This is a genomic window from Ferrimonas gelatinilytica, from assembly GCF_039544205.1.
Classification (GTDB): Bacteria; Pseudomonadota; Gammaproteobacteria; order Enterobacterales; family Shewanellaceae; genus Ferrimonas; species Ferrimonas gelatinilytica.
In genome coordinates this window covers 107,046-133,983 of record NZ_BAABLF010000001.1, presented here as the reverse complement: position 1 = coordinate 133,983, position 26,938 = coordinate 107,046, and the positions used below count along the sequence as shown (strand labels likewise).

The following is a 26,938-nucleotide window of genomic DNA, read 5'->3' as shown; positions in this document are numbered from 1 at the left end:
CGTCATGGGGCCGGAAAAAGGAGCAGCCGGGCCACACCGCCTATTCTTTCAGCATGAACCCGGTATAATCCCCGGCAAGATCCGGGCGCCCGTCGCCCACCGCCATGACCATGGGGCCTGTTTTTCCGCCCCCGCCAGAGATAATCCATGTCAGATCAAAAATTTATCGACGAAGTGAACAGCCGTCGTACCTTTGCCATTATCAGCCACCCGGATGCCGGTAAGACCACCATCACCGAGAAGGTGCTGCTGTTTGGTCAGGCTCTGCAGAGAGCGGGCACGGTGAAAGGGCGGGGTGGCTCCGGCCAGCACGCCAAGTCCGACTGGATGGAGATGGAGAAGGAGCGGGGGATCTCCGTCACCACGTCCGTGATGCAGTTCCCCTACAACGATGCGCTGGTCAACCTGCTCGATACCCCTGGCCACGAAGATTTCTCTGAAGATACCTACCGCACCCTGACGGCGGTGGACTCCTGCCTGATGGTGATCGATGCCGCCAAAGGGGTGGAGGATCGTACCCGTAAGCTGATGGAGGTGACCCGGCTGCGTGACACCCCCATCGTCACCTTCATGAACAAGCTTGACCGCGACATCCGCGATCCCATGGAGCTGCTGGACGAGGTGGAGAACGAGCTCAACATCATGTGCGCGCCCATCTCCTGGCCTATTGGCTGTGGCAAAGAGTTCAAAGGGGTCTACCACATCCAGCGGGATGAGACCATTCTCTACCAGAGTGGTCAGGGGCATACCATCCAGGAGGTGAAGATCGTCAAGGGGCTGGATAACCCGGATCTGGACAGTGCCGTTGGTGAGGAGTTGGCCGCGCAGCTGCGTGAAGAGCTGGAGCTGGTGCTGGGCGCCTCCAACGAGTTTGACCGGGAGTTGTTCCTGTCCGGTGAACTCACGCCGGTGTTCTTCGGCACCGCGCTGGGTAATTTCGGCGTCGACCATATGCTGGATGGCCTGACCGCCTGGGCACCTGCTCCCCAGCCCCGTCAGACCCAGGAGCGGCTGGTCGAGGCCCAGGAGGAGAAGTTCTCCGGCTTCGTCTTTAAGATCCAGGCCAATATGGATCCCAAGCATCGTGACCGCATCGCTTTCATGCGGATCTGCTCCGGCCAATACAGCAAGGGGATGAAGATGCGCCATGTCCGCCTGGGTAAGGATATCGCGGTGTCCGACGCGGTGACCTTCATGGCTGGCGATCGCAGCCATGCTGATGAGGCCTATCCGGGGGACATCATCGGTCTGCACAACCACGGTACCATCCAGATCGGGGATACTTTCACCCAGGGGGAAGCACTCAAGTTCTCCGGGATCCCCAACTTTGCCCCTGAGATGTTCCGCCGCATCCGCCTTAAGGATCCGCTCAAACAGAAGCAGCTGCTCAAAGGGCTGGTTCAGCTCTCCGAAGAGGGGGCGGTGCAGGTGTTTCGCCCGCTGGACACCAATGACCTGATTGTCGGCGCCGTCGGGGTGCTGCAGTTTGATGTGGTGGTGGCCCGATTGAAAAGCGAATACAAGGTGGAAGCGATCTACGAGCCGATCAACGTGGCGACCGCCCGCTGGGTGGACAGTGAGGATCCGCGTAAACTCGATGAGTTCCGCCGCAAGGCCTCCACCAATCTGGCACTGGATGGCGGGGATAACCTCACCTACATCGCGCCGACCATGGTGAACCTGAACCTGACCATGGAGCGTTACCCGGATATCCAGTTCCGCAAAACCCGGGAGCATTGATGCCGCCTTTTGGCGATCCGTCAAAAATGGGCAGCTTCGGCTGCCCATTGTCGTTTGGCCTCAGTGGCGTTCCGTCAGCAGGGGCAGGGGAGAGGCTTGATCCCGGGGGCCGGGAAGGCTAAGTTAGTTGCAACTGCAACAAATAGTGGATGGAAAGGATGACCGTCGCCGCACTGCAATACCTGACTGGCTTTGGCAGCGAACACGAAACCGAGGCCCTGGACGGGGCGTTGCCAAAAGGGCAGTTCAGCCCCCAACGCTGCCCCTACGGACTCTATGCTGAACAGTTCAGCACCACGGCGTTCACAGCGCCCCGGGCGCATAATCGTCGTAGCTGGACCTACCGGTTGCGCCCCTCGGTCGTGATGGGCGGTTTTACCCCCTGGTCCCAGTCAAATTGGCTGACTGCACCACTTCAGGGGGGGCATCCCTCGCCGGAGCCGATGCGCTGGAGTCCCCCACCCGCCCCGGAGCAACCGCTCACTTTTATTGAAGGGGTAACCACCGTTGCGGTTAACGGCGATGCCCGCAGCCAGTGCGGCCTGGCGATCCACCTCTATCAGGCCAACCGGGGCATGGGGGATAGTGCGTTTTACAACGCCGATGGCGAACTGCTGCTTCTGCCGGAGCAGGGGGAGCTGTCACTGTTCACCGAGTTTGGTCGCCTGCAGGTGGCGCCGGGGGAGATCGCGGTGATCCCAAGGGGGGTCAAGTTCAAGGTTGATCCGGTAAACGGGCCCCTGCGAGGTTACCTGGCGGAAAACTATGGTGCTCCCTTGACCCTGCCGGAGCGCGGCCCGGTGGGCGCCAACGGTTTCGCTAACGAGCGTGACTTTCTCTATCCGGTGGCCTGGTTTGAGGACAGGAAGGCGCCGCACCAACTGTTCTGCAAGTTTGCCGGTGGCTTTCATTCCGCCCCCCTGTCCCACTCCCCCTTCGATGTGGTGGCCTGGACAGGGAACAGCGCGCCCTACAAATATGAGTTGTCGCGTTTTAACGTGATGGGCAGCGTCAGCTTCGACCATCCAGACCCCTCCATCTTCACCGTGCTCACCTCCCCCAGCGATACCGCGGGTTGGGCCAACCTGGACTTCGTGATCTTCCCACCCCGCTGGATGGTGGCGGAGCACACTTTCCGACCCCCGTGGTTCCATCGCAATGTGATGAGCGAGTTTATGGGTCTGATTAAGGGACAATACGACGCCAAGGCCGACGGCTTTTTGCCCGGCGGCATGAGCCTGCACAACTGCATGACACCTCACGGGCCCGATGCCGCCGTGCATGCCCAGGGGAGTACCACCGATCTTAAGCCCGAGCGTTACCGGGATACCCTGGCCTTTATGCTGGAATCCCGCTACCTGCTCGAGCCCACGCCCCACGCCCTGAACAGCACGCTACGCCAGCAGGATTACGCTCAGTGCTGGCAGGGCCTGGAGAGCCAATTCAACGGACACCGTTAAAGGATTAACCATGACACTACTGAACGAGACCCATGATCCCAGCCTGCGCAGTTGGGTGGACAGCGCCAACCAGGAGGGGTGTGACTTCCCCATCCAGAACCTGCCGTTTGCGGTGTTCTGCCGCCAGGATGAGGAGAACGCCATGCGCGGTGGCGTCGCCATCGGCGACCAGGTGCTCGACCTGGCAGCCCTGCAACGCCTGCGCCCCTTCATTGGCCTGGCGGCAGAAGCCTTGGAGGCGGCCAGCCAGCCCTACCTGAATCTGCTGATGTCGATGGGCCCCTCTGCCTGGTCGGCGCTGCGCCTGGCCCTCTCCCGGGCCCTGCGCGAGGGCGCGGAGGACGCGGAGGCGTTCGCCCAGTGCCTGGTGCCGATGGCGGAAGTGCGGTATGACCTGCCCTGTGTCATCGGGGACTACACCGACTTCTACTCCTCCATCCATCATGCCACGGCGGTTGGGAAGCTGTTCCGACCGGACAACCCCCTGCTGCCCAACTACAAGTGGGTGCCCATCGGTTACCACGGCCGCGCTTCCTCCATCGATGTCTCTGGCCAGGCGTTTCATCGTCCACAGGGCCAGGTCAAGGCGCCGGATGCCGCCGAGCCGAGCCTGGCGCCCAGCCGCCGGCTGGATTACGAACTGGAGATGGGGATCCTGGTGGGAACCGGCAATGAGCTGGGTGCGCCCATCAGCATGACCCAGGCTGAGGACCAGATATTTGGTCTCTGTCTGCTCAATGACTGGTCAGCCCGGGATCTTCAGGCGTGGGAGTACCAGCCGCTCGGTCCCTTCCTGGCCAAGAGCTTTGCGTCCACCATCTCACCCTGGATTGTCACCCTGGAGGCCCTGGCTCCCTTCCGCCAGGCGTTTACCCGCCCCGAGGGAGATCCGGCGCCGTTGCCCTACCTGGACTCTGAGCATAACCGGGCCCAGGGTGCGCTGGATATCGAGCTGGAGTGTTGCTTGCAAACCGCCGGGATGGCGGAGCAGGGACTGGCGCCGCAGCAGCTGGCCCGCTCCAACTTCCGGCACTCCTACTGGACGCCAGCCCAGATGGTGACCCATCACAGTGTCAACGGCTGTAACCTGATGCCCGGCGATCTGCTGGGGACGGGCACCCAGTCCGGCCCCCTGCCCGAGGAGGCGGGCTCTTTGCTGGAGCTGACCCAGGGTGGTAAGCAGCCACTGAAGCTGGACAACGGTGAGGAGCGGCTCTTTCTGGAGGATGGCGATACCGTGGTGATGCGAGGCTTCTGCGAAGCACCGGGCGCGGTACGGATCGGTTTCGGTGAGGTCCGGGGGACGGTGCTACCGGCCCGTCGTCGGGAGGGGGAATGAAACTTTACGGTTACTTCCGCTCCTCCGCCGCTTACCGGGTCCGGCTGGCACTGAATCTTAAGGGAATCGCTTACGAGTCGGTGCCGGTGAACCTGCTTGCCGGTGAGCAGCGGCTGAGCGACTATGCGGCGATCAACCCACAGCGGTTGGTGCCGGCGCTGGAGCTGGACGGGGGGCAGGTGTTGACCCAGTCTGGCGCCATCCTGGAGTACCTGGAGCAGAGTCACCCGGAGCCGGCGCTGCTGCCGTCGGATCCGCTGGAGGCCGCACAGGTCCGGGCCTGGTGTCAGCTGATCGGTTGCGACATCCACCCCATCTGCAACCTGCGGGTGCTCAATTACCTGAAGGCGGAGCTGGGGGTGGATGATGCGGGCAAGGAGGCCTGGATCCGGCACTGGATAGAGGAGGGTTTTGGCGTCCTGGAGCAGGGGTTGAGTACCAGCCCCAGTTACCGTCCAGAGCGCCTTAGCTGGCTGCAGGTTTACCTCATTCCCCAGGTGTTTAATGCGCTGCGCTTTGGTGTGGATATGAATGCTTTCCCCACTCTTCAAGCCAGCTACGAAGCCTGCAACCGTTTGCCGGAGTTCATCGCGGCCCAGCCGGGCAATCAGCCTGACTCGGTCTGATCCAGACGCTGCTCCAGGCTTTCGATGAGCGCGAGCAGCTGTTGCCGGGTCTCGGCGGGCAGGGTGTCGAGCAGCTTTGCCTCCCAGGCCTGGGCCATGGGACGGATCCGGTGAAACAGGGCCCAGCCTGGAGCGGTGAGGGTGATGATGGCGGCGCGTTGATCGCTGGGATCCCGGCGCCGTTCCAGCCAGCCCTTGGCTTCCATGGCGGCCAGCGCCCTGGAGATCTTGCTCTTCTCAAGATCGATACGGCGACCCACCTCCACCGCGGTCAGGCCGGGGTTATCCGCCAGTTGCGCCAGGATCCGCCAATGGACGGTGGCCAATCCCTCTTTGCGGTAGGTCTGTGCCAGGGAGCGGCTGACCCGCCCCGACAATCTGGCCAAGCGATATGGGATAAACTCCTGAAGATTAAAGGGTTCCATCTAGCCTCCGTTGCTTTATCTCATTGTGCCGAGAAAATACTCTCACTCGCAACTATTTCGCCACGCTGTTCAGAGAGCGGCAGAGGCCTGGAAAGATGTTGGTTTGAATCTCAGCGGTTATAGTGGGACCCAAGGTGGTGTTGGGAGATGAAGATGGGGTGGTTCAAAGCGTTGTGGCGTCGCTACTGCGACTTTTTGGATGGGCTTGGCCTGACGCCGGAGAACCGACGTTGCTGCGTTCCCTTATCGGAGCGGGCACAGCGGGCCATCCGTGAGGGCGGTGAAAGAGCCCCGGTGGCGTCAGAGAGGCCGCGGGATGAAGCTGGTCGATAGCCACTGCCACCTGGACCTGCCCCCGCTGGCCGAGGAGTATGAAGCGGTGTTGGCGCGGGCCGAAAAGCTCGGCGTCCAAGGGTGCCTGATCCCGGCCGTGCAGCGAGGCCACTGGTCCGGACTGGAGCGGCGCTCGAACCTGCCCAAGGTGGCGGTGGCCATCGGATTACACCCCTGTTTTGCGCATCGCCAGACGGATCTGGACGCCATGGCGCAGCGCCTCCAGTCTCCCCACCCCTACGTGGCCATTGGTGAGTGCGGACTGGACAAGGTGTCCGGGGTGTTGCCGATGGCAGAGCAGGTCAGTCTGTGTGAAGCACAGTTGGGGCTGGCGCGACGCCACGAACTGCCCATCATCCTGCATGTGCGCCAGGCTCATAACGAACTGCTTGCGCTGTTAAAGCGTCATCCCCCCAGCGCCGGTGGCGTGATTCACGCCTTCAGCGGCAGTCCTGAGCTGGCCAAACAGTACCTGCGCCACGGTTTGAAGCTCGGGATCGGTGGCGTCATCACCTACCCCAGGGCAGCCAAAACCCGCAACACCGTGGCCCAACTGCCCGCCGATTCCCTGCTGTTGGAAACCGACAGTCCGGATATGCCCCTCGAGGGGTTTCAGGGTCAGGCCAATGAACCTGCCCGTCTGCCCCGGGTACTGTCGGAGTTGGCGCGGTTACGAAGCGTGTCTGAAAACGCCCTCTGCGAACAGATCCTCAACAACACGCGGTCACTCTTTCCCCGTTGGCATGGCCTCTAATGGTGATGGGCAGAACTGCTATGGTTACTGCATCACTGAGGTGAGCTTCGTTCACCCCCATTGTGTTAGACCTCTCTGTTAAACCCTGTGATGAAGTGTTCCGGCAATGAGAAATTCCGTTCAGAATGATGCGGTGATCACACTTTATCTGGGATATTCGAAGTAATTTGGTGGGCGGACCAGTATAATCCGCCCGATTCTGCGGGTTGATGTGCAGATAACATCAAGTCCATCAAAATAATTAGAGGATATTGGGTTCATGAGTGTAGTAATGAGTTTGGTGGGGATCCTGACCCTGCTGGCCATTGCCTTCGGTTTGTCTTCAAACCGCAGTGCGATTAACTGGCGTACCGTGGGTGGCGCCTTTGCAATTCAGGCGGCTCTGGGGGCATTCGTCCTTTACGTGCCGGTTGGACAGGTTATCCTCGGCAGAATTTCTGAGGCTGTTTCCTCGGTTATTGGCTACGCCAACGATGGTATCAGCTTCCTGTTCGGCGACCTGGCTGCGTTTAAAGTCGGCTTTATCTTCGCCGTAAACGTGCTGCCGATCATCGTCTTCTTCTCTTCCCTGATTGCCGTGCTCTATTACATCGGCGTAATGCAGTGGATTATCCGTGTAATCGGTGGTGCCCTGCAGAAGGCGCTGGGTACCTCTCGTCCCGAGTCCATGTCTGCCACTGCCAACATCTTCGTGGGCCAGACTGAAGCGCCCCTGGTGGTTCGTCCCTTTATCGCCACCATGACCCGCTCCGAACTGTTCGCCATCATGACAGGTGGCCTGGCCTCCGTGGCCGGTTCCGTTCTGGCGGGCTACGCCGGTCTGGGTGTACCGCTGGAGTACCTGATTGCGGCCTCCTTCATGGCGGCGCCGGGTGGTCTGTTGATGGCCAAGCTGATGGAGCCTGAAACGGAAACTGCCAAGCAGGACGTACAGGACCTGGCCGAGCCGGAAGACAAACCGGCCAACGTGCTGGATGCCGCAGCAGCCGGTGCCTCCTCCGGTCTGCAACTGGCCCTGAACGTGGGTGCCATGCTGCTGGCGTTCATCGGTCTTATCGCCATGGTCAACGGCATTATCGGTTGGGCCGGTGGTCTGTTCGGTGTTGACGGCCTGAGCCTGGAGATCATCCTGGGTTACATCTTCTCGCCGCTGGCCTTCCTGATGGGTGTGCCGTGGGAAGAGGCCCTGACTGCGGGCTCCTTCATCGGTCAGAAGATCGTCGTGAACGAGTTTGTGGCGTACATCAACCTGGCTCCTTACCTGAGCGGTGAAGCGCTGATCAACGGCGTTGAGATGAGCGCACGGACCCAGGCGATCCTCTCCTTCGCCCTCTGTGGCTTCGCCAACCTGAGCTCTATCGCCATCCTGCTCGGTGGCCTGGGTGCCATGGCGCCGAACCGTCGTCACGACCTGGCTCAACTGGGCCTGCGTGCGGTGATTGCCGGTTCCCTGTCCAACCTGATGAGCGCGACCCTGGCTGGCCTGTTCCTGGCCCTGTAACTCTCGCTTTCATCGATTGAGCGGCCACCCCTTGGGGTGGCCGCTTTTTTGTGTGTTTGCTCCGGCCCGGTGGCGGAACAGGCGTGCTCGACTAAGGTTTAACAGGCCCGAGCAGGGGGGTCTTTGCCGCCCTGTCGTCTGGGCAAAAGAGCGAGGAGATGATGATGAAGAAGATAGCGACCCTGGCCGCTTTCGCCGTGCTTCTGTTGCCCCCGGCGCAGGCGGAATACCTGTACGGCTTTGCGGACCTGAATGTCAATTACCTGGATTGGACCACCAAGACAGAGCGAAACTCCGGGGGGTTTAAAGAGGATTTCTACTATATCGAGCTGGAGGGGGGAGCTGGCTTTGATTGGGGCGACTTCTACGGTTTTTTCGATATGGAGAACACCTTCGCCGGGAACGATTCGAAGAGTGACGGCGAAGGGGGCCGGTTCTACGGCAACAGCACCTTCAGGATCGCCTCCAAGTTTTCCATCGGTTACAACCTGGTCAATAACTGGCAGGCCTACTTCCAGACCTACTACGCCATGGGTAATGGTTTCTACGACAGCACCAACGTGTTTGGTGTGCGCTACAAGCTCTTTACCGACTCCGGCTTCTGGATGACGCCGTTCCTGGGACTGAACTATACCCGCACAGACGGCTGGACCGGCGTCAATGGCGGCATGCTGGGCTGGGTGTTTGGCTATGACTTCAACGCCGGTAGTCAGAAATTGTCGGTCACCAACTGGCATGAAACCGAGTTTGGCCGAGATGATAACTACCTCGGCTTCACCGATCCCGATGGCAACTTTATCCCGACCAATTCCGGTGAGGTTGGCCACAACGGTGCCTTGGCGCTCTGGTGGCACCTGCCGAAGAATTTCTCACTGGGCCTTCAGTATCGCTACTTCCGCAACAAGCTGGGCCAGGGGGGATATGGAGACGCCGTTATCTACACCTTTAAGTACAACTTCTAACGCCACTCTTCTGACGCCAGATGGCGGCGCGCCAGAGCTGAGGTATTCTGCGCGCCGCTGATTTGCATTCACACCCGTGAACAACCCTCCACGCGCCACGCCCACCCAAAAGTGATCGCCGCCTCGCCATTTATCCCCGAAGTGTGATCGAGCGCACAAAGTCTCAACAGGAAGTCACAGTTGTGATTGTTTCAATCTGTTAGCTGAATACAATTCCCTCCGCCAGCAGGGATGAAGGCAAACGGAATTAAAAAAATAACGAAACACACTTATTTGGTTTGTAGGTTGATGATGAAAAAAATGAAATCTTTGGCCCTGGCTGGCGCTGCGGCTCTGTCTATCTCCGCCCCGGCTTCTGCGGAATACCTGTACGGGTTTGGCTCTGCCTCCGTAAACTACCTGGATTGGAGCAACAAGGCCGAAGATCTGTCCAACGGCTTCAAAGAAGACTTCCTGTTCCTGGAGCTGGAAGGTGGCGCGGGCTTCTCCTGGGGTGAAATGTACGGCTTCATCGACCTGGAAAACCCGGGTTCCATCGGTAACGGTGACAAAGACGGTAAACCGGACGGTTTCCGCCTGGCCGCTAAAGGGACCATTGGCCTGAACACCGGTGTGAATAACCTGCAGGTTTACGGTCAGCTTTACACCCTGAATGAGAGCGGCTCTCAAGGGAACACCTTCCAGGTGCAGAACTACGTTGGGGGTCTGCGCTACAACGTCTTCACCGAGTCCGGTTTCTGGTTCAAGCCGTTCCTGGGTGCTCACATCGAAAGCAACAACTTTGCCGGCACCGGCTACAACGGTCTGATGGCGGGCTGGGTACTGGGTTACGATTTCAACGTCGGCAACCAGAAGCTGTCTGTGAGCAACTGGCACGAGACCGAGTTCCTGCGTGAAGATCAGTTCCGTCAGGGCGGCGCCCTGGACAGTGTTGGTCACAACGGTGCGGTTGCCCTGTGGTGGCACCTGCCGGCGAAGTTCACCCTGGGTCTGCAGTACCGTTACTACGATCACAAGCTGGGTGATGCCGGCTACGGCGATGCACTGATCTACACCGTGAAGTACAACTTCTAAGTGTAAGTTGCTGTAGGGGCCTGCCATTTGGCAGGCCCTTTTGCTATTCTGTCGTCGATTTTTGCGGGGAAAAGGATTTTTCGCGAAGATTGGTGCTCCTTCGAGCTTCCTCCTTTCGATCTTCAAGGAACCAAGTCCGTGTCGCCTTACCGTGACGGGCTTGTCTGTGGGCAATACACAGCCATCTCCCGGTCACGATCTCGGGCGAGTGAACTTATCTATACTGCCTACTACTCCCATTTTTTGGAGATCAACATGACCGATCTTAATGCCGCAGCTCAGCGCGCTCTGTCGCTGATGGACCTCACCACCCTGAACGATGATGACACCGACCAGAAGGTGATTGAACTGTGTCATAAGGCCAAGTCCCCAGCCGGGAACACTGCGGCCATCTGCATCTATCCCCGCTTCATCCCCATCGCTCGTAAGACCCTGCGCGAGATCGGCGCTGAGGGTGTTCAGATCGCCACGGTCACCAACTTCCCCCACGGCAACGATGACATCGATATCGCCGTCGCAGAGACCAAGGCAGCCGTGGCTTACGGCGCCGACGAGGTGGATGTGGTCTTCCCCTACCGTGCCCTGATGGCGGGTAACGAGCAGGTGGGCTTTGACCTGGTGAAGGCCTGCAAGGCCGCCTGTGGAGACACAGTGCTGCTGAAGGTGATCATCGAAACCGGTGAGCTGAAAGAGGAGAGCCTGATCCGCAAGGCGTCCGAGCTGAGCATCGACGCCGGTGCCGACTTCATTAAGACCTCCACTGGCAAGGTGCCCGTCAATGCGACCCTGGAATCGGCTCGCATCATGATGGAAGTGATCAAGGCGAAAGATCCCAAGGTTGGCTTCAAGCCGGCCGGTGGCGTCCGCAACGCCGAACAGGCCAAAGAGTACCTGGACCTGGCCGCTTCCATTCTGGGTGAAAACTGGGTTTCCCCGCGGACCTTCCGCTTTGGCGCTTCCAGCCTGCTGGCCAGCCTGTTGGCCACCCTGGGCCATGGCGAGGCACCGGCAGAAGGCCAGGGCTACTGATCCCCTTTTCATCGGGGTGCTTTTGCGCCCCGTTTCCTCATAGGGAGGGAAGCGATGTTTTTACCCCAAGAGATCATTCGCAAGAAGCGCGATAATCAGCCGCTGACTGCGGAAGAGATCCACTTTTTCTGTCAGGGGATCGCCACCGGCGAGATCAGTGAAGGGCAGATTGCCGCCTTTGCCATGGCGGTTTACTTCAATGACATGAGCATGCCGGAGCGGGTTGCCCTGACCGAAGGGATGCGGGACTCCGGGATGGTGATCAGCTGGGACGATATGGCCTTTGATGGTCCCGTGCTGGATAAGCACTCCACCGGTGGGGTGGGCGACGGCGTTTCCCTGATGCTGGGGCCGATGATCGCCGCCTGCGGGGCCTATGTGCCGATGATCTCCGGACGGGGTCTGGGCCACACCGGTGGCACTCTGGACAAGCTTGAGTCGATCCCCGGATACAACATCGTGCCGGACAACGACACCTTCCGCCGGGTGGTGAAAGAGGTCGGTGTGGCGATCATTGGCCAGACCGGCGATCTCGCCCCGGCGGATAAGCGTTTCTATGCCACCCGGGATGTTACGGCCACGGTCGATTCCATCTCCCTGATCACCGCCTCCATTCTCTCCAAGAAGCTGGCCTGTGGCCTGGATGCCCTGGTGATGGATGTGAAAACCGGCAGCGGGGCCTTCATGCCGACGCTGGAAGCCTCCGGGGAACTCGCCGAAAGCATCGTGCAGGTGGCCAATGGCGCAGGCGTGCCCACTGCCGCACTGCTGACCGACATGAACCAGGTGCTGGCGTCCAGCGCCGGTAATGCGGTGGAGATCCGGGAAACGGTTCGCTACCTCAACGGCGAGTACCGAAACCCCCGGCTCCATGCCGTGACCCTGGCCCTGGGGGCGGAGTTGCTGGTGCTGGGTAACCTGGCCAAGACACCGGAGGAGGGACGCGCGATGCTGGAAGCGGTGCTGGAGCGCGGCGAAGCCCTGGACCGTTTTGGTCGCATGGTGGCCGCCCTTGGCGGACCGCAGGATTTTGTTGAGCGTTACGATCACTACCTGCCGAAGGCGGCGGTGGTGAAACCGGTCACCAGCGAGGGCAGCGGCTTCGTGTCGGCGATGGATACCCGGGGCATCGGCATGGCCGTGGTGAATCTTGGCGGCGGCCGCAAGGTGGCCAGCGATGCCATTGATCACAGCGTGGGCTTCGAGCAGATGTGCACCCTGGGTCAGAAGATGGAGCCGGGCTCGACACTGGCTATGCTGCATGCCCGCGATGAAGAGAGCTGGCAGGCGGCGGCGGAGGCACTTCGCCAGGCCGTGAGCCTCAGCGACGTTGCTCCTCAGGCTACCCCGGAGGTTTACCGGGTGGTCCGCAACCGAAGTTAAAGAAGGAGTAAAGCATGGCTCGTGCCATTGTATTGATGATGGATTCTTTCGGCGTCGGCGCCACCGCCGATGCCGACAAGTTTGGTGATGTGGGTGCCGATACCTTCGGAAGCATCGCTCGGGTGTGTGCCGAAGGGGGGGCTGAAGTAGGCCGCTCTGGGCCACTTTCGCTGCCAAACCTGTCCCGACTCGGCCTTGCCCGGTTGGCCTATGGCAGCACCGGCAAGGTGCCCGCGGGCTTTAACCTCGAGGAGGAGGTGGTTGGGGCCTATGGCTTTGCCGCCGAACTCTCCTCCGGCAAGGACACCCCCAGTGGCCATTGGGAGATGGCGGGGGTGCCTGTGCTGTTTGACTGGGGCTACTTCACCGACAAGCAGAACAGCTTCCCCAAGGAGCTCACCGATAAGATCCTTAAGCGGGCGGGGCTGACCGAGTTTCTCGGCAACTGCCATGCGTCCGGTACGGTGATCCTGGAACGTCTCGGGGAGGAGCATATGCGCACCGGGGCGCCGATCTTCTACACTTCCGCGGACAGCGTGTTCCAGATCGCCTGTCACGAGGAGACCTTCGGCCTGGAGAAGCTCTATGAGCTGTGCCAGATCGCCCGTGAGGAGCTCACCCCTTACAACATTGGCCGGGTCATCGCCCGTCCCTTCGTCGGCCAGAGCGCCATGGACTTTGCCCGTACCGGCAACCGGAAAGATTACGCGGTGAAGCCGCCGGCACCGACGGTGCTGGACAAGCTGGCGGAGGATGGAGGTTCTGTGATTTCGGTGGGGAAAATTGCCGATATCTATGCCCACAGCGGCATTACCGACATGGTGAAGGCCACCGGCCTTGAGGCACTGTGGGATGCCACCCTCAAGGCGGTGGACGAGGCGAAAGACCACAGCCTGGTGTTCACCAACTTCGTGGATTTTGACTCCTCCTACGGTCATCGCCGGGATCTCAACGGCTATGCCTCGGCACTGGAGTATTTTGATACCCGTTTACCGGAATTGATGGAGCGCCTGAAGGCGGATGACATCGTCATCATCACCGCCGATCACGGCTGCGATCCCACCTGGACCGGCACCGATCACACCCGGGAGCATGTGCCCGTTATCCTGTTCGGCCCGGGCGTGACCCCCGGGGACCTGGGGAAGCGCGACACCTTTGCCGACATTGGCCAGAGCCTGGCCAGTCATTTTCGCCTGACTCCGATGGAGTACGGCACCTCTTTTTTGTAATTGATAAAACGCTGGAGTCTATTGATGGCCACCCCTCACATTAACGCGCCCGAAGGCGCTTTCGCTGACACCGTCCTCTTCCCTGGGGACCCACTGCGCGCGAAATACATTGCGGAAACCTTCCTCGACGATGTGGAGCAGGTCACCGATGTCCGTAACATGCTCGGCTTCACCGGCACCTACAAGGGCAAGCGTGTCTCCGTGATGGGCTCGGGCATGGGGATCCCCTCCTGCTCCATCTACGCCAAGGAGCTGATCACCGAGTACGGCGTGAAGAACCTGATCCGGGTTGGCAGCTGTGGCGCCATCTCCACCGACGTTAAGGTCCGTGACGTGATCATCGGTTTGGGCGCCTGTACCGATTCCAAGGTCAATCGCACCCGCTTCAAAGACAATGACTTTGCCGCCATTGCCGACTACGGCCTGCTGCGCAAGGTGGTGGATGCGGCAGAGAAGGCGTCCATCCCGGTACGCATCGGTAACGTCTTTTCCGCGGACCTGTTCTACACCCCGGATCCGGAGATGTTTGACGTGATGGAGAAGATGGGTGTCCTGGGCGTCGAGATGGAGGCCGCCGGTCTCTATGGTGTGGCCGCAGAATACGGCGCCAACGCTCTTTGTGTGGTGACCGTCTCCGACCATATCCGTACCGGTGAAGCCACCAGTGCCGAGGAGCGCCAGACCACCTTCAACGAGATGCTGGTGATGACCCTGGACTCCCTGCTGTAAGCCAGGCAGCACAGAGAACCACGGCAAAAGGGCGCTTCGATGAAGCGCCCTTTTTTATTGGTTCAGCCACGCTGGCGGCTTCGGGCCTGCTTGATCTGCCTCGCCCGGCGCATCCGGTAACTGTAACCGGCCCGCTTGACCGAGAGGGTTCGTCCCAGCAGCCAGCCCACCAGTCCACTGAGCAGCAGCAGTAAGCCCAGTTGGCGGAAATGATCCTTTTGCATCTGGCGCAGCGGGTAAAAGTAGAGTCGTTGGTTGACCCGGATCCTAAGGTAACCCAGGGGTTCATCCTGGTAGAGTACCGGGGTGGTCAGGACCCGGTGACGTTCGAGGGAGCGCTCGATGATGGCAGGTTCCGGGGCGTGCGCTTCGGGAAACAGGCGCTGGGCAAAGCCCAGTTGGTGGCCCTGGTAGTCAAACAGGGAGGCGGAGAGGATCTTGGGATTCTTTACCAGCGACTCGACCACCCACTGCAGTAACTCATCATCATCCCGCTTCAGGGCCGCGGCAGCGCTGAAGCTGGCATGGGTCAGTAGCTGCTGTGTCAGCGCTAAGGCCTCCCGATCCAGCTGTTGCTGTTGGGCCTGGCGCTGCTGCTGCCAGACGATCAGCACCGCAGCAAAGAGTGCCAGGGTGATGGCCATTTTGAATAACCTGATAAATCGCAGGCGCTGTTCCCATAACATCTTGTTTTATAAGTTCCTTCCAACGGTCCACTTTCTATAATGGTCCGGTTACCCCGCATAAGCAAAACAAAGGAATCGCCATGGCCGTCTCCCCCTCATCTCCCCTTTCTCCCTGGGATCCCACCCAGGAGACCCTGCTGCTGCTGAGGCAGGGAAGTGCCGCTTTGCCATCGTCCGAGATTGCCACCATGACCCAGGGGCTGACGCCGGTGGTACAGGATGTGGTGGGCCTGCTGACGCGGCAGGGCTGGCAAGGGCCGGAGGTGGCCGCTATCCCGGCGCTGTCGCTGGCAAGCGGCGAAGGCTGGGCCTGGGTGAGGGTGCCGGCCTCGACGCCGTCGCTGTCCCAGCCCGGCCTCCTGCTGATGGACATGGACTCCACCGCCATCGCCATCGAGTGCATCGATGAGATTGCCCGTCGTGGCGGGGTGTATGACCAGGTGGCCGAGGTGACCGAACGGGCCATGCAGGGGGGCCTCGACTTTGAGGCGTCGCTGCGCCAGCGGGTCGCCATGCTCAAGGGGATCCCCGCCGACGTAATGGACGAGATCGCCGCCGAACTGCCGCTCAACCCGGGATTGACCACCCTGTGTCAGCAGCTCAAGCGTCACGGGTGGGTGCTGGCGCTGGCTTCCGGTGGCTTCAACCGCATCGCTGCTGTTCTGGCCCGGCAGCTGGGTCTGAATCACTTTGAGGCCAACGATCTGGCGGAGCTGGATGGCTGCCTGTCGGGCCAGGTTGAGGGCCCCATCGTCGATGCCCGGCGTAAGGCTGCGATCCTCGCTGAACTGGGGCAACAGCATGGGATCCCGGCGACCCAGTGGCTGGCGGTGGGCGATGGGGCCAATGACCTGCCGATGCTTGGGCGTGCCGCCCTGGGGGTGGGTTACCGGGCCAAGCCAGCGGTGGCGGCGCAGGTGGATGTGCATCTGGCCACCCTGGGGCTGGACGCGATCCCGGCCCTGTTGCGTCCTTAAATCCCTCTCCGGCCCACCTCCTGTTATGGGGGCTCTCAGGCGCCCGGAGCCAGGCCCTTAGGAATTCGGTTCTAGGAACTTATAGCGAGGCCCTAGATCCTAATAGCGTGCGAAGCGCTGGTGGGCTATCGAGTTCCATTGACTGTCATTGCTAGCGTGATCTTCAACACTTCATGGGGACTGAGCCCAGATTTGGGGGACAGCGACGTTATTCATCTTCGTCTGCTTCTTGCTTTGAAGCCCGCTACCCCGCCATTGTCACCGCAGTGATGACTTTGTGATAATGGCGCGCATCCTTACCTCCTAATGACTTCAAGGCCCTCATTTCATGGCAAAAGCAAAATCCGCCTACGTCTGTAACGATTGTGGCGCCGACCACCCCCGCTGGCAGGGCCAGTGCCATGCCTGCGGTGCCTGGAACACCCTGACCGAAGTCCGCCTGGGCAGCGCCAAGAGCGCCCGCACTAGTGACCGCTACAGCGGGTATGCCGGTGCCGGTGGCAGCCAGGTCCAGACCCTGGACCAGATCGACCTGCGGGAGATGCCCCGTTTCTCCAGCGGTTACTCCGAGCTGGACCGGGTGCTCGGCGGCGGCGTTGTGCCCGGGGCCGCCATCCTGATCGGCGGCAACCCCGGCGCCGGTAAGTCCACCCTGCTGCTTCAGGTGATGTGCCGATTGTCACAGCAGATGAATGCCCTCTACATCACCGGCGAAGAGTCGCTGCAGCAGGTGGCGATGCGGGCCAGCCGCCTGAGCTTGCCCACGGACAAGCTCAAGATGCTGTCGGAGACCTCAGTAGAGCAGATCTGCCTGGTGGCGGAGCGGGAGAAGCCCGCCATCATGGTGATCGACTCCATCCAGGTGATGCACATGGCGGATGTTCAGTCCGCCCCGGGCAGCGTGGCCCAGGTTCGGGAGAGCGCCGCCTACCTGACCCGTTTCGCCAAGCAGCACAACGTGGCGATCTTCATGGTGGGTCACGTCACCAAGGATGGCACCCTGGCCGGCCCCAAGGTGCTGGAGCATTGCATCGACTGCTCGGTGCTGCTCGATTCCATGGGGGACTCCCGCTTCCGCACCATGCGCAGCCATAAGAACCGCTTTGGCGCGGTCAACGAGCTCGGGGTGTTTGCCATGACCGGCACCGGACTCAAGGAGGTGGCCAACCCATCGGCGATCTTCCTCTCCCGCGGGGAGGAGCAGGCGCCGGGCTCCGTGGTGATGGTGGTCTGGGAGGGAACCCGACCGCTGCTGGTGGAGCTGCAGGCGCTGGTGGACCACAGCCAGCTGGCCAACCCACGCCGGGTGGCGGTGGGGCTGGAGCAGAACCGGCTGGCGATGCTGCTGGCGGTACTGCACCGTCACGGCGGCATGCTGATGTCGGACCAGGACGTCTTTGCCAACGTGGTGGGCGGGGTCAAGGTGGCGGAGACCGGCGCCGATCTGGCCCTGCTGCTGGCGATGGTCTCCAGTTTCCGCGATTCAGTGCTGGCGCGGGAGTTGGTGGTGTTTGGCGAAGTGGGGCTTTCCGGGGAGATCCGCCCGGTGACCAACGGCCAGGAGCGCCTCTCCGAGGCCGCCAAGCACGGCTTTAAACGGGCCATCGTGCCTAAGGGCAACCTGCCACGCCAACCTATCGAGGGGCTGGAGGTGATTGCCGTGGGCAAGCTGTCGGAGGCGCTGGAGGCGATTTAACCGCCGCCCCACGCTGGCGGGAGCCCGTGGGCGGTCACCAAGCCTGGCCGTCCACCGCTTTTACTGATCCTATGAGTCCAACCCTATGTTAAAACTGCTTTTGGCCTTGCCGCCGCTGATCTCCATGGTGCACATCTTCGCGGCGATCCTGCTGCACTTTATCGGCATCGAGTACTCCGGCAGCCTGCTGCTGCTCTTTACCCTGCCGGTGGCGGCTACCGTGCTGATCCATATCTATGTGGCGATCTTCGACCACTCGATGACGAAAAGTGAGCATCTGGGCTATGCCCTGACCCACATCCCCTTCTCCTTAACCTTCTCCTTCCTGTCGATCTTGTTCTTCCTGCCGGACACAACGCCGGACGCCTCCTCCAGCGCTGCGCCGGTAGCGCCAGCGGCGTTGATCTGTAAGCCGCCGACGGATCCCCAATGCCTAAGCCGGCTTATTTATGTCAGTGAGTTTGATCCTGAGCGTTACCGCGAGGACGGGCAGTAAGCGGGGCGTTGCCCCTCTTGATCTCCCCCTGGAGTTGCAGCATCATTGTTTGGTGGGCCGCTGGCGCGGCGGCCTGAACCGGGGTTAGTGTGCTGGCGCACGGCGGTTTGCGGCGCTGGCGACGGCAGGGAAAGGGGCGCTGCGCACCTCACCCATCCTCCACTGCGCCCTCTCCGGCCATCCATGGCCCTCAACCTTGTTCAACCCCACCTCCAGCAAAGCGATGAGAGGTCAGAGCATGGCCGCTTTAGCGCCAAAAGCGGTCACTCGTGGCGTTGGCGAACTTTCACCGGATGACCGCTCTGTTTCACCCAAAGGACAGTCGAAAATGACATCTAAGAGATTGATTGAATGGGGATCGCTTGGTACGTTGAGCGAACTTTCGCTGGAGTTATTGCGCCTGCAAAGGTGCCTGTAGGCGCAATAAACACACTGTTAGGTGCTCTGTTGAGAGAGAGGTTAAATTGAAGCGTAGTGTTCAGTTTAAAATATATTTGGGTTTGTTAATCTTATGCATCATAGGTTATCAATTCCAACGAACAACCGTTGATGATTTCTTTGTTAATCCGTTTTATATCGGTAGCATGGTGCTTGGTATTCTATTAGTAATTAAAGCTTTAGGTTATACCTGCCAAAAGTGTCATAGAAATCAAGTAATGCAAGGTTTTTACAAATATCGCTTACCATCTTCAAATTGTTATAACTGTGGTCATGATATTGATCAAAATCGCACCTAACAAGGCCGTTAAACCAAGGACACAAAACAGCAGGCTTGTGCTCCTTCGTCGCCAATTTTAGCCTGCTATTTTGTGCCGTTTACGGCAAGCGTTATTCACACAAGGAAGTATATGCTCAACCTGAAGTCTAAGTTCTTAATAGCATCTCCTCTTCTTATCTGTTCATGTCAGATGATGCCAAATGAAACAGATGACCATATTTTTGTAGAATTAAGGATTGATGGAAGTTATTACTACCAAGGCGATAGCTACAATGCCAAAGAATTATCTAAGGTACTTATGGCTCAGTTTTGGTCTGGTGAGATATCGTCTAAAAAACTGGAGATCCACTGTCTAAAACATCTAAAGTTATCACAACTGGAAGATTTCTTCACATTTGCAGAATACAAGATAAAACCTGTTGGCACGAAGGATTTTAAATTCACTTCTGAGTGCTCTGGAAATGACGCCAAGTGGACATTTGACAATTAGCATTTCATAACAAAATGTTTAAAGTGGAGAAAATTAAATTGGCTTGATTTAGCTCCGCTTCACATTCTATCCAACTTGATTTTTCCCATTAATAGGGCGTTAGCGCGATACGGATATGGAACATCTAAATAGCACACAGGAACTTCTGTTCAACCTGCTTTATGCCGGGATGAGTATTGGTGTGTCTTGTGGGTTCTGGCGTGCGGAGAAGTACGCAGGCGTGCATCGGATAGCAGTATCGATGCACGCAGCATTTTTGCTCTGCGTTCTGGGTTTTTCTCTTATCCTCGGCAGGTTGGGATACACAAGTAGCACGTTAATAATGCCGCTATATGTGTGCCTGACGGTTGCTGCGGCTTCTGCTATCTATTCACTGTTAAGATTTAGTGGGCCGAAGTTCTGTCACTTTTTACACATTTGGACACTCTTCGCCCTGTTCTGGACTTGGTTTGTCGGTGGTATGGCTGTCACAGGTGACTGGTTATGAATCACCACCATAAACACGGCGCGACAGGCGGTCGTCGTCACCTGTTCAATCCCACATAAAAAAGGTTGTTCGCGGATTTTTGGGCAGACGAATACATTCGTATTCGAAAATTTGAAATAGCCGCCCTGTTGTCATCAGCCAGTCACGGCTCGAAGACGGACATCCCACCCGCTTTTAGGCCGAATTAGAGGTGCCCGAGTGAAGCCCCGGTAAGGCAAGGGAGAGGGTCAGAGGGGCACTAAAGGCCAGCGGAGGCATGGGTGAAAGCCGAAGCCGGACATTTATCGCACAGTAGGGAGCGAGCAGCGATAAAGCCGACTCTGGCCCGGGCCGCAGCGAGAGCGCACCGGAGGCAAAGTCGACTCACGTAATTCGAATACCCACGCTTTGCTCTGTCGACTTCGAGGCCGCTCCTTCACCTCCCTGTGATCGCGGCACTTGGGCTTCCTGCCCATCGGGCGCCGTTCGACCAAAGATGAGCGGCCGCAGGGAGACACAAGGGAGTCCAGAGGGCGAAGCCCTTGGCGGCCGCCGAGCCGCACCCGGCAAACCCAGCCGTGCGCCAGCACACTCATTCTTTCAAGCCCCCGCCGCGCAGCGGCCCACGAACACCCAGCCGTGCGCAGCACACTAAACCTCACGTCCGCCGCGACAGCGGCCCCCAAAACTTAAGCCGCCCCCGTCTAAGACGGGGAGCGCTGAGGGGCCGCCCTCGGCTCAGTACCCCGCCGCCATGCCGTCTTTGCGACTCTCCGAGGCGCCGATGTAGGTCTGGTTCTGCTCATCCCAAAGGATCGCCTGGTAGCCGCCGTAGGCGCCCAAGGTGTCTTGCACTGTGTGGCCTTTGGCCATCAGCTCCCGGCGGATGAGGTAGGGGAAACCGGACTCCAAGCTGACCACGCCGCCGTCGGTCATCTGCTCACCGGTGGGCTGGCTGGAGCCGGTGTGGAGGATCCGCGGGGCGTCACCGGCTTCCTGCAGGTTTAGGCCAAAGTCGATGAGATTAATGATGATCTGGGCATGGGCCTGGGGCTGGGTGGCACCGCCCATCACGCCAAAGCTGAGCCAGGGTTTGTCGTCTTTGGTGGCAAAGGCGGGGATGATGGTGTGGAAGGGGCGCTTGCCCGGGGCGTAGCTGTTGGCTTCCCCTGTGGTGAGGGAGAACAGCTCGCCTCGGTCTTGCAGGACAAAGCCCAGGCCCGGCGGGGTCATACCGCTGCCCATGCCCCGGTAGTTGCTCTGAATGAGCGACACCATATTGCCCTCGCTGTCGGCGGTGGTCAGGTAGATGGTGTCGCCGCGATACAGCGCCGGGTTGCCCGCATCCAGCCGTTTGGCCGCTTTCGGGCCAATCAGCTTGGCGCGGTCCTGGTTGTATTGGTCGCTGATAAGCTGCGCCACCGGCACCTGGGCAAAGTCCGGATCGGCGTAGTATTTGGCCCGGTCTTCAAAGGCCAGCTTCTTGGCCTCGACAAAGGTGTGCACATACTCGCTGCTCTCCCGGCCCATGGCGGCCAGATCATAGCCCTCCAGCATCTTTAAGATCTGCAGTGCGGCGATCCCCTGACCCGGAGGGGGCAGTTCCCACACATCGACGCCGCGGTAGTTGGTGCTGACCGGATCCACCCAGTCACTGGTGTGGGCGGCCAAGTCCGCCTTGGTGAGGTAGCCGCCGTGCTCGGCCATATAGCGGTCGATCCGCTCGGCGATCTCGCCCTTGTAAAAAGCGTCCCGGCCCTGCTCGGCCAGCAGTCGGTAGCTGTAGGCCAGCCCCGGGTTTTTGAAGATCTCGCCGGTCTTGGGCATGGCGCCCTCGGGCATAAAGGTCTCTTTAAAGCCCGGGTATTTACCTAACCGGTCGGCGCTGCGGTCCAGGTAGTAGGCGATAAGATCCGATACCGGAAAGCCGGTTTCGGCGTACTGGATGGCCGGCGCCAGCAGCGTGGTCATAGGCAGCTTGCCGAAACGGCCGTGCAGCTCAAACCAACCATCCACTGCGCCGGGTACGGAGACCGGCAGGGGGCCGTAGGAGGGGATGGATTCCAGCCCCTGGGCTTCAAACACGTCCAGGGTGAGGCTTTGCGGGCTGCGGCCGGAGGCGTTAAGGCCGTGCAGCTGTTCGCCGTCCCAGACGATCGCGAACAGATCGCCGCCAATGCCGCAGCCGGTGGGCTCCACCAGCCCCAGGACGGCATTGGCGGCAATGGCCGCGTCCACCGCGCTGCCGCCCTGTTTGAGGATATCCAGCGCCACCTGGGTAGCCAGTGGCTGACTGGTGGCCGCCATCCCCTGCTGGGCATACACGGGGGAGCGGGAGGCGAAGGGCTGACCGGAGACCCGGTCAAAGGCCGCCGTGCTGAGGCTGGTTGTGGCGATGAGGGTGGTGAGGATCAGTTGTCTTATGCGTGCCATGGCTCCCTGCCTGTTGTTTTTATTCACAAAGTGCAGGTTACCATGCTTGTTTGACGCTGTGTCGCGCACATTGACCGGCACGGTACTGGGCGGCGCTCTAACTAACTGTTCCGAATTGTCCCACACCCTACCGTTCGCGAGAGCAACCTGATGCAGAGGAGCACAAAGCGCTTAGGAACTAGGAACAAGAGCCTAGTTCCTAAGCTCTAGTTCCTAAGAGCCGAAGCAAAGCCCAGGGAGCCTGAGCTTTCACGAAAGTGGCGCATATTTAGGAACAGCCATTTAGGAGCTGATCTAGGTGCTGATCTCGATGGGCTAAGCCCTTTCAGTTGCAAGAGAGAAAGCACAAGGGCAACCCTAGGGTTGCCCTTGTGGTGCGTCGATACGTGAGCCGTCAGTCTCTGGCGCGGCGTCCGGCCCAGGCTGACAGTACCAGCAGCAGCACGGCCAGGGCGTACAGCGGGTCTTGGCCGAGGCGGTTAAACCAGGTTTGCCCCTGTACCAGGGAAACGTCGGTGCGCAGCACTCCCTGCTCAAACTGCGGTAACTGTGCGGTGATCTGGCCCCGCTCGTCGACCACGGCGGTGATCCCGTTGTTGGTGACCCGCAGCAGGGGCCGACCCAGCTCCAGCGAGCGCATCCGCGCGATCGCCATGTGCTGGTGGGGGCCGATGGAGTCGCCAAACCAGGCATCGTTGGAGACGGTCAGCAGCAGATCCGTGTCGGCGTGGACGTTGCTTCGAACCAGCTCCGGGAAGGCGATCTCGTAGCAGATCGCCGGTGCCAGGGTGACGCCGGCGGCGCTGAGGTTGGGCTGCAGGAAATCGCCTCGGGCGAAGGAGGACATCGGCAGGTTGAAGAAGGGCGCCAGGGGCCGCAGCAGATCCTCCATGGGGACAAACTCCCCGATGGGCAGCAACTGGTGCTTGTGGTAGCGCCCCGGGTCGGTCGGCAGCAGTGGCACCTGCTGCCACTCTCCGAGGGTCAGCAGGGAGTTATAGAAGTTCTTGTCCGGGTCCATGCTGATGATGCCGGAGATGAGCGGGGTGTCGGCCTCCTTGAGGGCCGCATCCAGCATCACCAAGAAATCCTTCACCATCACCTCCGGCGCGGGCACCGCCGCTTCCGGCCAGATGATCAGATCGGCGTCGAAGTGGGGCCGGCTCATATCCTGGTAGCGGGTCAGGGTCGGCCAGAGGTTCTCCGGCTCCCACTTGAGGCTCTGGGCGATGTTGCCCTGGACCAGGGCAACATCCAGCGTGCGGCCATCCTGCTGGGGGCGGGGTGCCCAAGTTGCCAGGACGCTGAGCAGCACCAGGCAGAGCGGGATCATCCCGTAGCGCCACCGTCCCTGGGCCAGGGCGGCCAAACCGGCGGCCAGGAAGCTGACCGCCATGCCCAGGCCCAGGGCACCGATAACCGGAGCCAGGGAGGCCATGGGGCCATCGAGCTGGCTGTAGCCGGACCAGAGCCAGGGGAAGCCGGTGAGCATCTTGCCCCGCAGCCACTCCGCCACCAGCCAGAGAGCCGGGAACGCCAGGGTTCGGCTGAGCAGGCTGTGGCTGAAAAAGCGGTTCAGCAGGTAGAGCGCCAGGGCAGGGTAGATCGCCAGGTAGAGGCAGAGCAGGGCCATCAGGGCCAGTGACACTCCCAGGGGCATGCCACCGAAGGTGTCGATGCTGACATGGACCCAGCGGATCCCGGCGGCAAAGAGGCCGAAGCCCCAGGCCCAGCCGAGGCGGCCCGCGGTGGCGGCACTTTTCCCCCGGGTTTGCCAAAGCAGCAGCGCCAGCGAGAGCGGCAGCAGTGGCCAGAGGGGGTAGGGGGCGAAGGCGAGGTGAGCCAGGATACCGGACAGCAGCGCCAGCAGATAATGAAAAGCGGGGCTGGAAAGCCCCGCTAGCGGTCGATGTTTGGGGTTCACGCGGCAGAATGATCCTTGATACTGTCGGTGTGGGTCTGACGAACTTGCAGTTGCACCAGGCGCCGGGTGTCGGCGCTGACCACCTTGAACTCGAAGCCGCCCATCTCGATGCTCTCGCCCCGCTCCGGCAGGTGGCCGAAGGCGTGGCTGATGAGGCCACCGACGGTGTCGTACTCCTCGTCGGGGAAGCCGCAGTCAAAGTGGGCATTGAACTCGTCGATGGGGGTCAGGGCCGCCACCGACCAAACCTGCCGGCTGATGCGGCGGATATGTTCCAGGTTGTCCTCTTCGGCGTCGGTTTCATCTTCGATGTCGCCAACAATCGCTTCGAGAATATCCTCGATGGTGATGAGGCCGGAGACACCGCCATACTCGTCCACAACGATGGCCATGTGGTAGCGCTCGGAGCGGAACTCCTTGAGCAGGACGTCGACCCGCTTGCTCTCGGGAACCACCACCGCAGGGCGCAGCACCTTGTCGAGGGTGAAGTCGGCGTCATTGCCAAAGCCCCAGGCCAGCAGATCCTTGGCCAGAAGGATCCCCTCGATGTGATCCTTGTCGCGATCGATCACCGGGAAGCGGCTGTGGGCGGACTCGATAACAATGGGAAGGAACTCCGGCACCGTTTGGTTTTTTTCGATGGCAATGATCTGGGAGCGGGGGATCATCAGATCCCGCACCTTCAACTCGGCGACATCGAGGACGCCGTTGATCATCTCTTTGGTGTCGGAGTCGATCAGATGCCGCTCTTCGGCATCCTGGATCACGTCCACCAATTCCTGTCGATTCTGGGGTTCACCGGTAAAGAGTTGCGAGATCCGGTCCAGCAGGCCCGGTTTGCCCTTATTACTGCTACTCGACGGGGGTTGGTCTTCGTTCATGTTGTCTCTTTGGCTAAAAAATTCAGGGTCAGATTACCGTTCTTGGTAGGGATCGGCAATGCCCAGTTGCGCTAACAGTTGTTGCTCCAGCGCCTCCATCTCCTCGGCATCCTGATCCTCGATGTGATCGTAGCCGATCAAGTGTAGGCAACCATGAATGACCATGTGAGCCCAATGATCCATCAGGCTTTTTTCCTGTTCGGCCGCCTCTTGGGCCACCACCTCGGCGCAGATCACGAGATCCCCCAGCAGGGGCAGCTCGATCCCCGGCGGGGCCTCGAAGGGAAAGGAGAGCACGTTGGTGGGCTTGTCCTTGCCCCGGTAATCCCGGTTGAGCTGCTGGCTTTCCGCCGCATCGCAGACGCGGATTGTCAGTTCATGCTCACCCGCCTGCCCGGCCAGGGCGGCATCGACCCAGGCCTGGAACTGGTCATGGGTCGGAAGGTTCGCGTCCTCCACGGCGATCTGCAGATCCAGATCATTGCTCATCGCTAGACTCCCCTTTCGGTGTGCTGACGCTGGCCGCGGCTGGCGTGTTGGCGGCCACCAGTGCCTCGCGCTCGGCCTGGCGAGCCTTCTCAATCCTGGCCTTGTTGGCCTGCTCGGCCCGTTCAAACTTCTCGTAGGCTTCCACAACGCGGGCCACGACCGGGTGGCGCACCACGTCGGTGGACTGGAAGAAGTTGAAGCTGATGCTTTCGACGTCCCGCAGCACCTCGATGGCGTGGCGCAGACCGGAGCGGGTGCCCCGGGGCAGATCCACCTGGGTGATGTCACCGGTGATCACCGCGCGGCTGTTAAAGCCGATGCGGGTCAGGAACATCTTCATCTGTTCCACCGTGGTGTTCTGGCTTTCGTCGAGGATGATGAAGGCGTCGTTGAGGGTCCGGCCACGCATGTAGGCCAGGGGGGCCACCTCGATGACGTTACGCTCAATCAGGCGCTCCACCCGCTCGAAGCCCAACATCTCGAACAGGGCGTCGTACAGGGGGCGCAGGTAGGGATCGACCTTCTGGCTCAGGTCGCCAGGCAAAAAACCAAGCTTTTCGCCCGCTTCCACCGCTGGACGGGTCAGCAGGATGCGACGGATCTCCTGTCGCTCCAGGGCATCCACCGCCGCTGCGACCGCCAGGTAGGTCTTGCCGGTACCGGCTGGGCCGACACCGAAACAGATGTCGTGGGCGATGATGTTGCGGATGTACTGCGCCTGGTTGGGGTTGCGGGGCTTGAGCACCCCCTTCTTGGTTTTGAGGAACACCTCATCGCCCAAAGCGCTGGTGTCCTCCGCTTCCAGCCGGACCGTCTCCTGGATGGCCAGGTGCACCTGTTCCGGCTCCAGGTCCGGCTGTTGCCCCTTCACTGGGGCGGTTTCGACGTAGAGGGTTTTCAGCAGCTCAATGGCCCCTTTGGCCTGGGTTGGCTGCCCCACCACGGTAAAGTGGTTACTGTGGTAACTCACCTCCACGCCGAGTCGGCGCTCAATCTGCTTCAGGTTGTCGTCGAAGGGCCCACACAGCGCCGCCAGGCGCTGGTTCTGGGCCGGTTCCAGGTGGACCTCGAGGGTCAGCAATTTGTTACTCAATCTCT

24 protein-coding genes are annotated in these 26,938 nt (G+C 60.4%); 17 read left to right on the top strand and 7 right to left on the bottom strand.

The features are described 5' to 3' along the window. Positions 1-147 precede the first annotated feature (147 nt). From prfC to maiA, 4 genes are all read left to right on the top strand, one after another. Positions 148-1,740 carry a peptide chain release factor 3 gene (gene prfC, locus ABD997_RS00665; RefSeq protein WP_345315088.1) on the top strand — a complete coding sequence of 531 codons (1,593 nt, stop codon included), beginning with the start codon at positions 148-150 and terminating at the stop codon, positions 1,738-1,740. 158 nt (positions 1,741-1,898) lie between these two features. Further along, positions 1,899-3,200 carry a homogentisate 1,2-dioxygenase gene (gene hmgA, locus ABD997_RS00660; RefSeq protein ID WP_345315087.1) on the top strand — a complete coding sequence of 434 codons (1,302 nt, stop codon included), beginning with the start codon at positions 1,899-1,901 and terminating at the stop codon, positions 3,198-3,200. 10 nt (positions 3,201-3,210) lie between these two features. Further along, positions 3,211-4,539 (top strand): fumarylacetoacetase, encoded by a 1,329-nt coding sequence (gene fahA, locus ABD997_RS00655; protein ID WP_345315086.1) that lies wholly within the window; start codon positions 3,211-3,213, stop codon positions 4,537-4,539. After that, a complete protein-coding gene (gene maiA / locus ABD997_RS00650) occupies positions 4,536-5,165 on the top strand; it encodes a maleylacetoacetate isomerase (RefSeq protein WP_345315085.1) in 630 nt (209 codons plus the stop codon). The genes fahA and maiA overlap by 4 nt, the downstream gene beginning before the upstream one ends. Here maiA and ABD997_RS00645 read toward each other — a convergent pair. Further along, the gene (locus ABD997_RS00645; protein ID WP_345315084.1) at positions 5,147-5,590 is read right to left on the bottom strand and encodes a MarR family winged helix-turn-helix transcriptional regulator; all 444 of its coding nucleotides are present in this window, start codon (positions 5,588-5,590) and stop codon (positions 5,147-5,149) included. The two genes, maiA and ABD997_RS00645, sit on opposite strands and share 19 nt — an antisense overlap. 147 nt (positions 5,591-5,737) lie before the next feature. On the opposite strand from ABD997_RS00645, the gene ABD997_RS00640 reads away from it, so the two are divergent. The 9 genes from ABD997_RS00640 to deoD all read left to right on the top strand — a co-directional run bounded on the left by ABD997_RS00640 (position 5,738) and on the right by deoD (position 14,584). After that, a complete protein-coding gene (locus tag ABD997_RS00640) occupies positions 5,738-5,923 on the top strand; it encodes a DUF5363 family protein (RefSeq protein WP_345315083.1) in 186 nt (61 codons plus the stop codon). Continuing rightward, positions 5,907-6,677: a TatD family hydrolase gene (locus ABD997_RS00635; protein WP_345315082.1), complete on the top strand. Its 771-nt coding sequence runs from the start codon at positions 5,907-5,909 to the stop codon at positions 6,675-6,677. The genes ABD997_RS00640 and ABD997_RS00635 overlap by 17 nt, the downstream gene beginning before the upstream one ends. Positions 6,678-6,936: 259 nt before the next feature. Further along, complete coding sequence (locus tag ABD997_RS00630; protein WP_345315081.1) at positions 6,937-8,178, top strand: NupC/NupG family nucleoside CNT transporter; 1,242 nt, start codon at positions 6,937-6,939, stop codon at positions 8,176-8,178. A 164-nt stretch (positions 8,179-8,342) separates the two neighbouring features. Continuing rightward, positions 8,343-9,140, top strand: coding sequence for an outer membrane protein OmpK (locus ABD997_RS00625; RefSeq protein WP_345315080.1), 798 nt, complete (start codon positions 8,343-8,345; stop codon positions 9,138-9,140). 300 nt (positions 9,141-9,440) lie between these two features. Then, positions 9,441-10,214 (top strand): outer membrane protein OmpK, encoded by a 774-nt coding sequence (locus tag ABD997_RS00620; protein WP_345315079.1) that lies wholly within the window; start codon positions 9,441-9,443, stop codon positions 10,212-10,214. 255 nt (positions 10,215-10,469) lie between these two features. Further along, positions 10,470-11,243, top strand: a complete 774-nt coding sequence (deoC, locus tag ABD997_RS00615) for a deoxyribose-phosphate aldolase (protein ID WP_345315078.1) — start codon at positions 10,470-10,472, stop codon at positions 11,241-11,243. 54 nt (positions 11,244-11,297) lie between these two features. Continuing rightward, entirely contained in the window at positions 11,298-12,626 is a 1,329-nt protein-coding gene (gene deoA, locus ABD997_RS00610) for a thymidine phosphorylase (protein WP_345315077.1), read from the top strand. A 14-nt stretch (positions 12,627-12,640) separates the two neighbouring features. Continuing rightward, on the top strand, positions 12,641-13,855 hold the full coding sequence (locus ABD997_RS00605) for a phosphopentomutase (protein ID WP_345315076.1): 1,215 nt from the start codon (positions 12,641-12,643) through the stop codon (positions 13,853-13,855). Between the two features lie 24 nt (positions 13,856-13,879). Then, positions 13,880-14,584 (top strand): purine-nucleoside phosphorylase, encoded by a 705-nt coding sequence (deoD, locus tag ABD997_RS00600; protein WP_345315075.1) that lies wholly within the window; start codon positions 13,880-13,882, stop codon positions 14,582-14,584. Between the two features lie 62 nt (positions 14,585-14,646). Here the strand turns inward: deoD and ABD997_RS00595 are convergent, their stop codons facing one another. Next, positions 14,647-15,270, bottom strand: a complete 624-nt coding sequence (locus ABD997_RS00595; protein WP_345315074.1) for an AhpA/YtjB family protein — start codon at positions 15,268-15,270, stop codon at positions 14,647-14,649. Between the two features lie 80 nt (positions 15,271-15,350). On the opposite strand from ABD997_RS00595, the gene serB reads away from it, so the two are divergent. The 4 genes from serB to ABD997_RS00575 all read left to right on the top strand — a co-directional run bounded on the left by serB (position 15,351) and on the right by ABD997_RS00575 (position 19,647). Further along, on the top strand, positions 15,351-16,247 hold the full coding sequence (gene serB / locus ABD997_RS00590) for a phosphoserine phosphatase SerB (RefSeq protein ID WP_345315073.1): 897 nt from the start codon (positions 15,351-15,353) through the stop codon (positions 16,245-16,247). Positions 16,248-16,575: 328 nt separating this feature from the next. Then, complete coding sequence (radA, locus tag ABD997_RS00585) at positions 16,576-17,943, top strand: DNA repair protein RadA (protein WP_345315072.1); 1,368 nt, start codon at positions 16,576-16,578, stop codon at positions 17,941-17,943. An 85-nt stretch (positions 17,944-18,028) separates the two neighbouring features. Further along, positions 18,029-18,439, top strand: coding sequence for a hypothetical protein (locus ABD997_RS00580; protein WP_345315071.1), 411 nt, complete (start codon positions 18,029-18,031; stop codon positions 18,437-18,439). A gap of 848 nt (positions 18,440-19,287) precedes the next feature. Continuing rightward, positions 19,288-19,647 carry a hypothetical protein gene (locus ABD997_RS00575; protein ID WP_345315070.1) on the top strand — a complete coding sequence of 120 codons (360 nt, stop codon included), beginning with the start codon at positions 19,288-19,290 and terminating at the stop codon, positions 19,645-19,647. 1,204 nt (positions 19,648-20,851) lie between these two features. Here the strand turns inward: ABD997_RS00575 and ggt are convergent. From ggt to ABD997_RS00550, 5 genes are all read right to left on the bottom strand, one after another. Then, positions 20,852-22,546, bottom strand: coding sequence for a gamma-glutamyltransferase (gene ggt / locus ABD997_RS00570; RefSeq protein WP_345315069.1), 1,695 nt, complete (start codon positions 22,544-22,546; stop codon positions 20,852-20,854). 394 nt (positions 22,547-22,940) lie between these two features. After that, the gene (lnt, locus tag ABD997_RS00565) at positions 22,941-24,470 is read right to left on the bottom strand and encodes an apolipoprotein N-acyltransferase (RefSeq protein ID WP_345315068.1); all 1,530 of its coding nucleotides are present in this window, start codon (positions 24,468-24,470) and stop codon (positions 22,941-22,943) included. Continuing rightward, a complete protein-coding gene (corC, locus tag ABD997_RS00560) occupies positions 24,467-25,351 on the bottom strand; it encodes a CNNM family magnesium/cobalt transport protein CorC (RefSeq protein WP_345315067.1) in 885 nt (294 codons plus the stop codon). The genes lnt and corC overlap by 4 nt, the downstream gene beginning before the upstream one ends. A gap of 33 nt (positions 25,352-25,384) precedes the next feature. Beyond that, a complete protein-coding gene (gene ybeY / locus ABD997_RS00555) occupies positions 25,385-25,840 on the bottom strand; it encodes an rRNA maturation RNase YbeY (RefSeq protein ID WP_345315066.1) in 456 nt (151 codons plus the stop codon). Further along, positions 25,830-26,933, bottom strand: coding sequence for a PhoH family protein (locus ABD997_RS00550; protein WP_345315065.1), 1,104 nt, complete (start codon positions 26,931-26,933; stop codon positions 25,830-25,832). The genes ybeY and ABD997_RS00550 overlap by 11 nt, the downstream gene beginning before the upstream one ends. Positions 26,934-26,938: the final 5 nt, after the last annotated feature.

Bases quoted from the DNA above. Each gene is read 5' to 3' on its own strand.
- ABD997_RS00580 (WP_345315071.1), top strand. From the start codon at position 18,029: ATGTTAAAACTGCTTTTGGCCTTGCCGCCGCTGATCTCCATGGTGCAC.
- maiA (WP_345315085.1), top strand. From the start codon at position 4,536: ATGAAACTTTACGGTTACTTCCGCTCCTCCGCCGCTTACCGGGTCCGG.
- serB (WP_345315073.1), top strand. From the start codon at position 15,351: ATGGCCGTCTCCCCCTCATCTCCCCTTTCTCCCTGGGATCCCACCCAG.
- prfC (WP_345315088.1), top strand. From the start codon at position 148: ATGTCAGATCAAAAATTTATCGACGAAGTGAACAGCCGTCGTACCTTT.
- ybeY (WP_345315066.1), bottom strand. From the start codon at position 25,840: ATGAGCAATGATCTGGATCTGCAGATCGCCGTGGAGGACGCGAACCTT.
- ABD997_RS00575 (WP_345315070.1), top strand. From the start codon at position 19,288: ATGCTCAACCTGAAGTCTAAGTTCTTAATAGCATCTCCTCTTCTTATC.
- radA (WP_345315072.1), top strand. From the start codon at position 16,576: ATGGCAAAAGCAAAATCCGCCTACGTCTGTAACGATTGTGGCGCCGAC.
- ABD997_RS00625 (WP_345315080.1), top strand. From the start codon at position 8,343: ATGAAGAAGATAGCGACCCTGGCCGCTTTCGCCGTGCTTCTGTTGCCC.
- corC (WP_345315067.1), bottom strand. From the start codon at position 25,351: ATGAACGAAGACCAACCCCCGTCGAGTAGCAGTAATAAGGGCAAACCG.
- ABD997_RS00605 (WP_345315076.1), top strand. From the start codon at position 12,641: ATGGCTCGTGCCATTGTATTGATGATGGATTCTTTCGGCGTCGGCGCC.
- deoC (WP_345315078.1), top strand. From the start codon at position 10,470: ATGACCGATCTTAATGCCGCAGCTCAGCGCGCTCTGTCGCTGATGGAC.
- ABD997_RS00595 (WP_345315074.1), bottom strand. From the start codon at position 15,270: ATGTTATGGGAACAGCGCCTGCGATTTATCAGGTTATTCAAAATGGCC.
- ABD997_RS00645 (WP_345315084.1), bottom strand. From the start codon at position 5,590: ATGGAACCCTTTAATCTTCAGGAGTTTATCCCATATCGCTTGGCCAGA.
- hmgA (WP_345315087.1), top strand. From the start codon at position 1,899: ATGACCGTCGCCGCACTGCAATACCTGACTGGCTTTGGCAGCGAACAC.
- ABD997_RS00620 (WP_345315079.1), top strand. From the start codon at position 9,441: ATGAAATCTTTGGCCCTGGCTGGCGCTGCGGCTCTGTCTATCTCCGCC.
- deoD (WP_345315075.1), top strand. From the start codon at position 13,880: ATGGCCACCCCTCACATTAACGCGCCCGAAGGCGCTTTCGCTGACACC.
- ABD997_RS00630 (WP_345315081.1), top strand. From the start codon at position 6,937: ATGAGTGTAGTAATGAGTTTGGTGGGGATCCTGACCCTGCTGGCCATT.
- deoA (WP_345315077.1), top strand. From the start codon at position 11,298: ATGTTTTTACCCCAAGAGATCATTCGCAAGAAGCGCGATAATCAGCCG.
- ABD997_RS00640 (WP_345315083.1), top strand. From the start codon at position 5,738: ATGAAGATGGGGTGGTTCAAAGCGTTGTGGCGTCGCTACTGCGACTTT.
- fahA (WP_345315086.1), top strand. From the start codon at position 3,211: ATGACACTACTGAACGAGACCCATGATCCCAGCCTGCGCAGTTGGGTG.
- ggt (WP_345315069.1), bottom strand. From the start codon at position 22,546: ATGGCACGCATAAGACAACTGATCCTCACCACCCTCATCGCCACAACC.
- ABD997_RS00635 (WP_345315082.1), top strand. From the start codon at position 5,907: ATGAAGCTGGTCGATAGCCACTGCCACCTGGACCTGCCCCCGCTGGCC.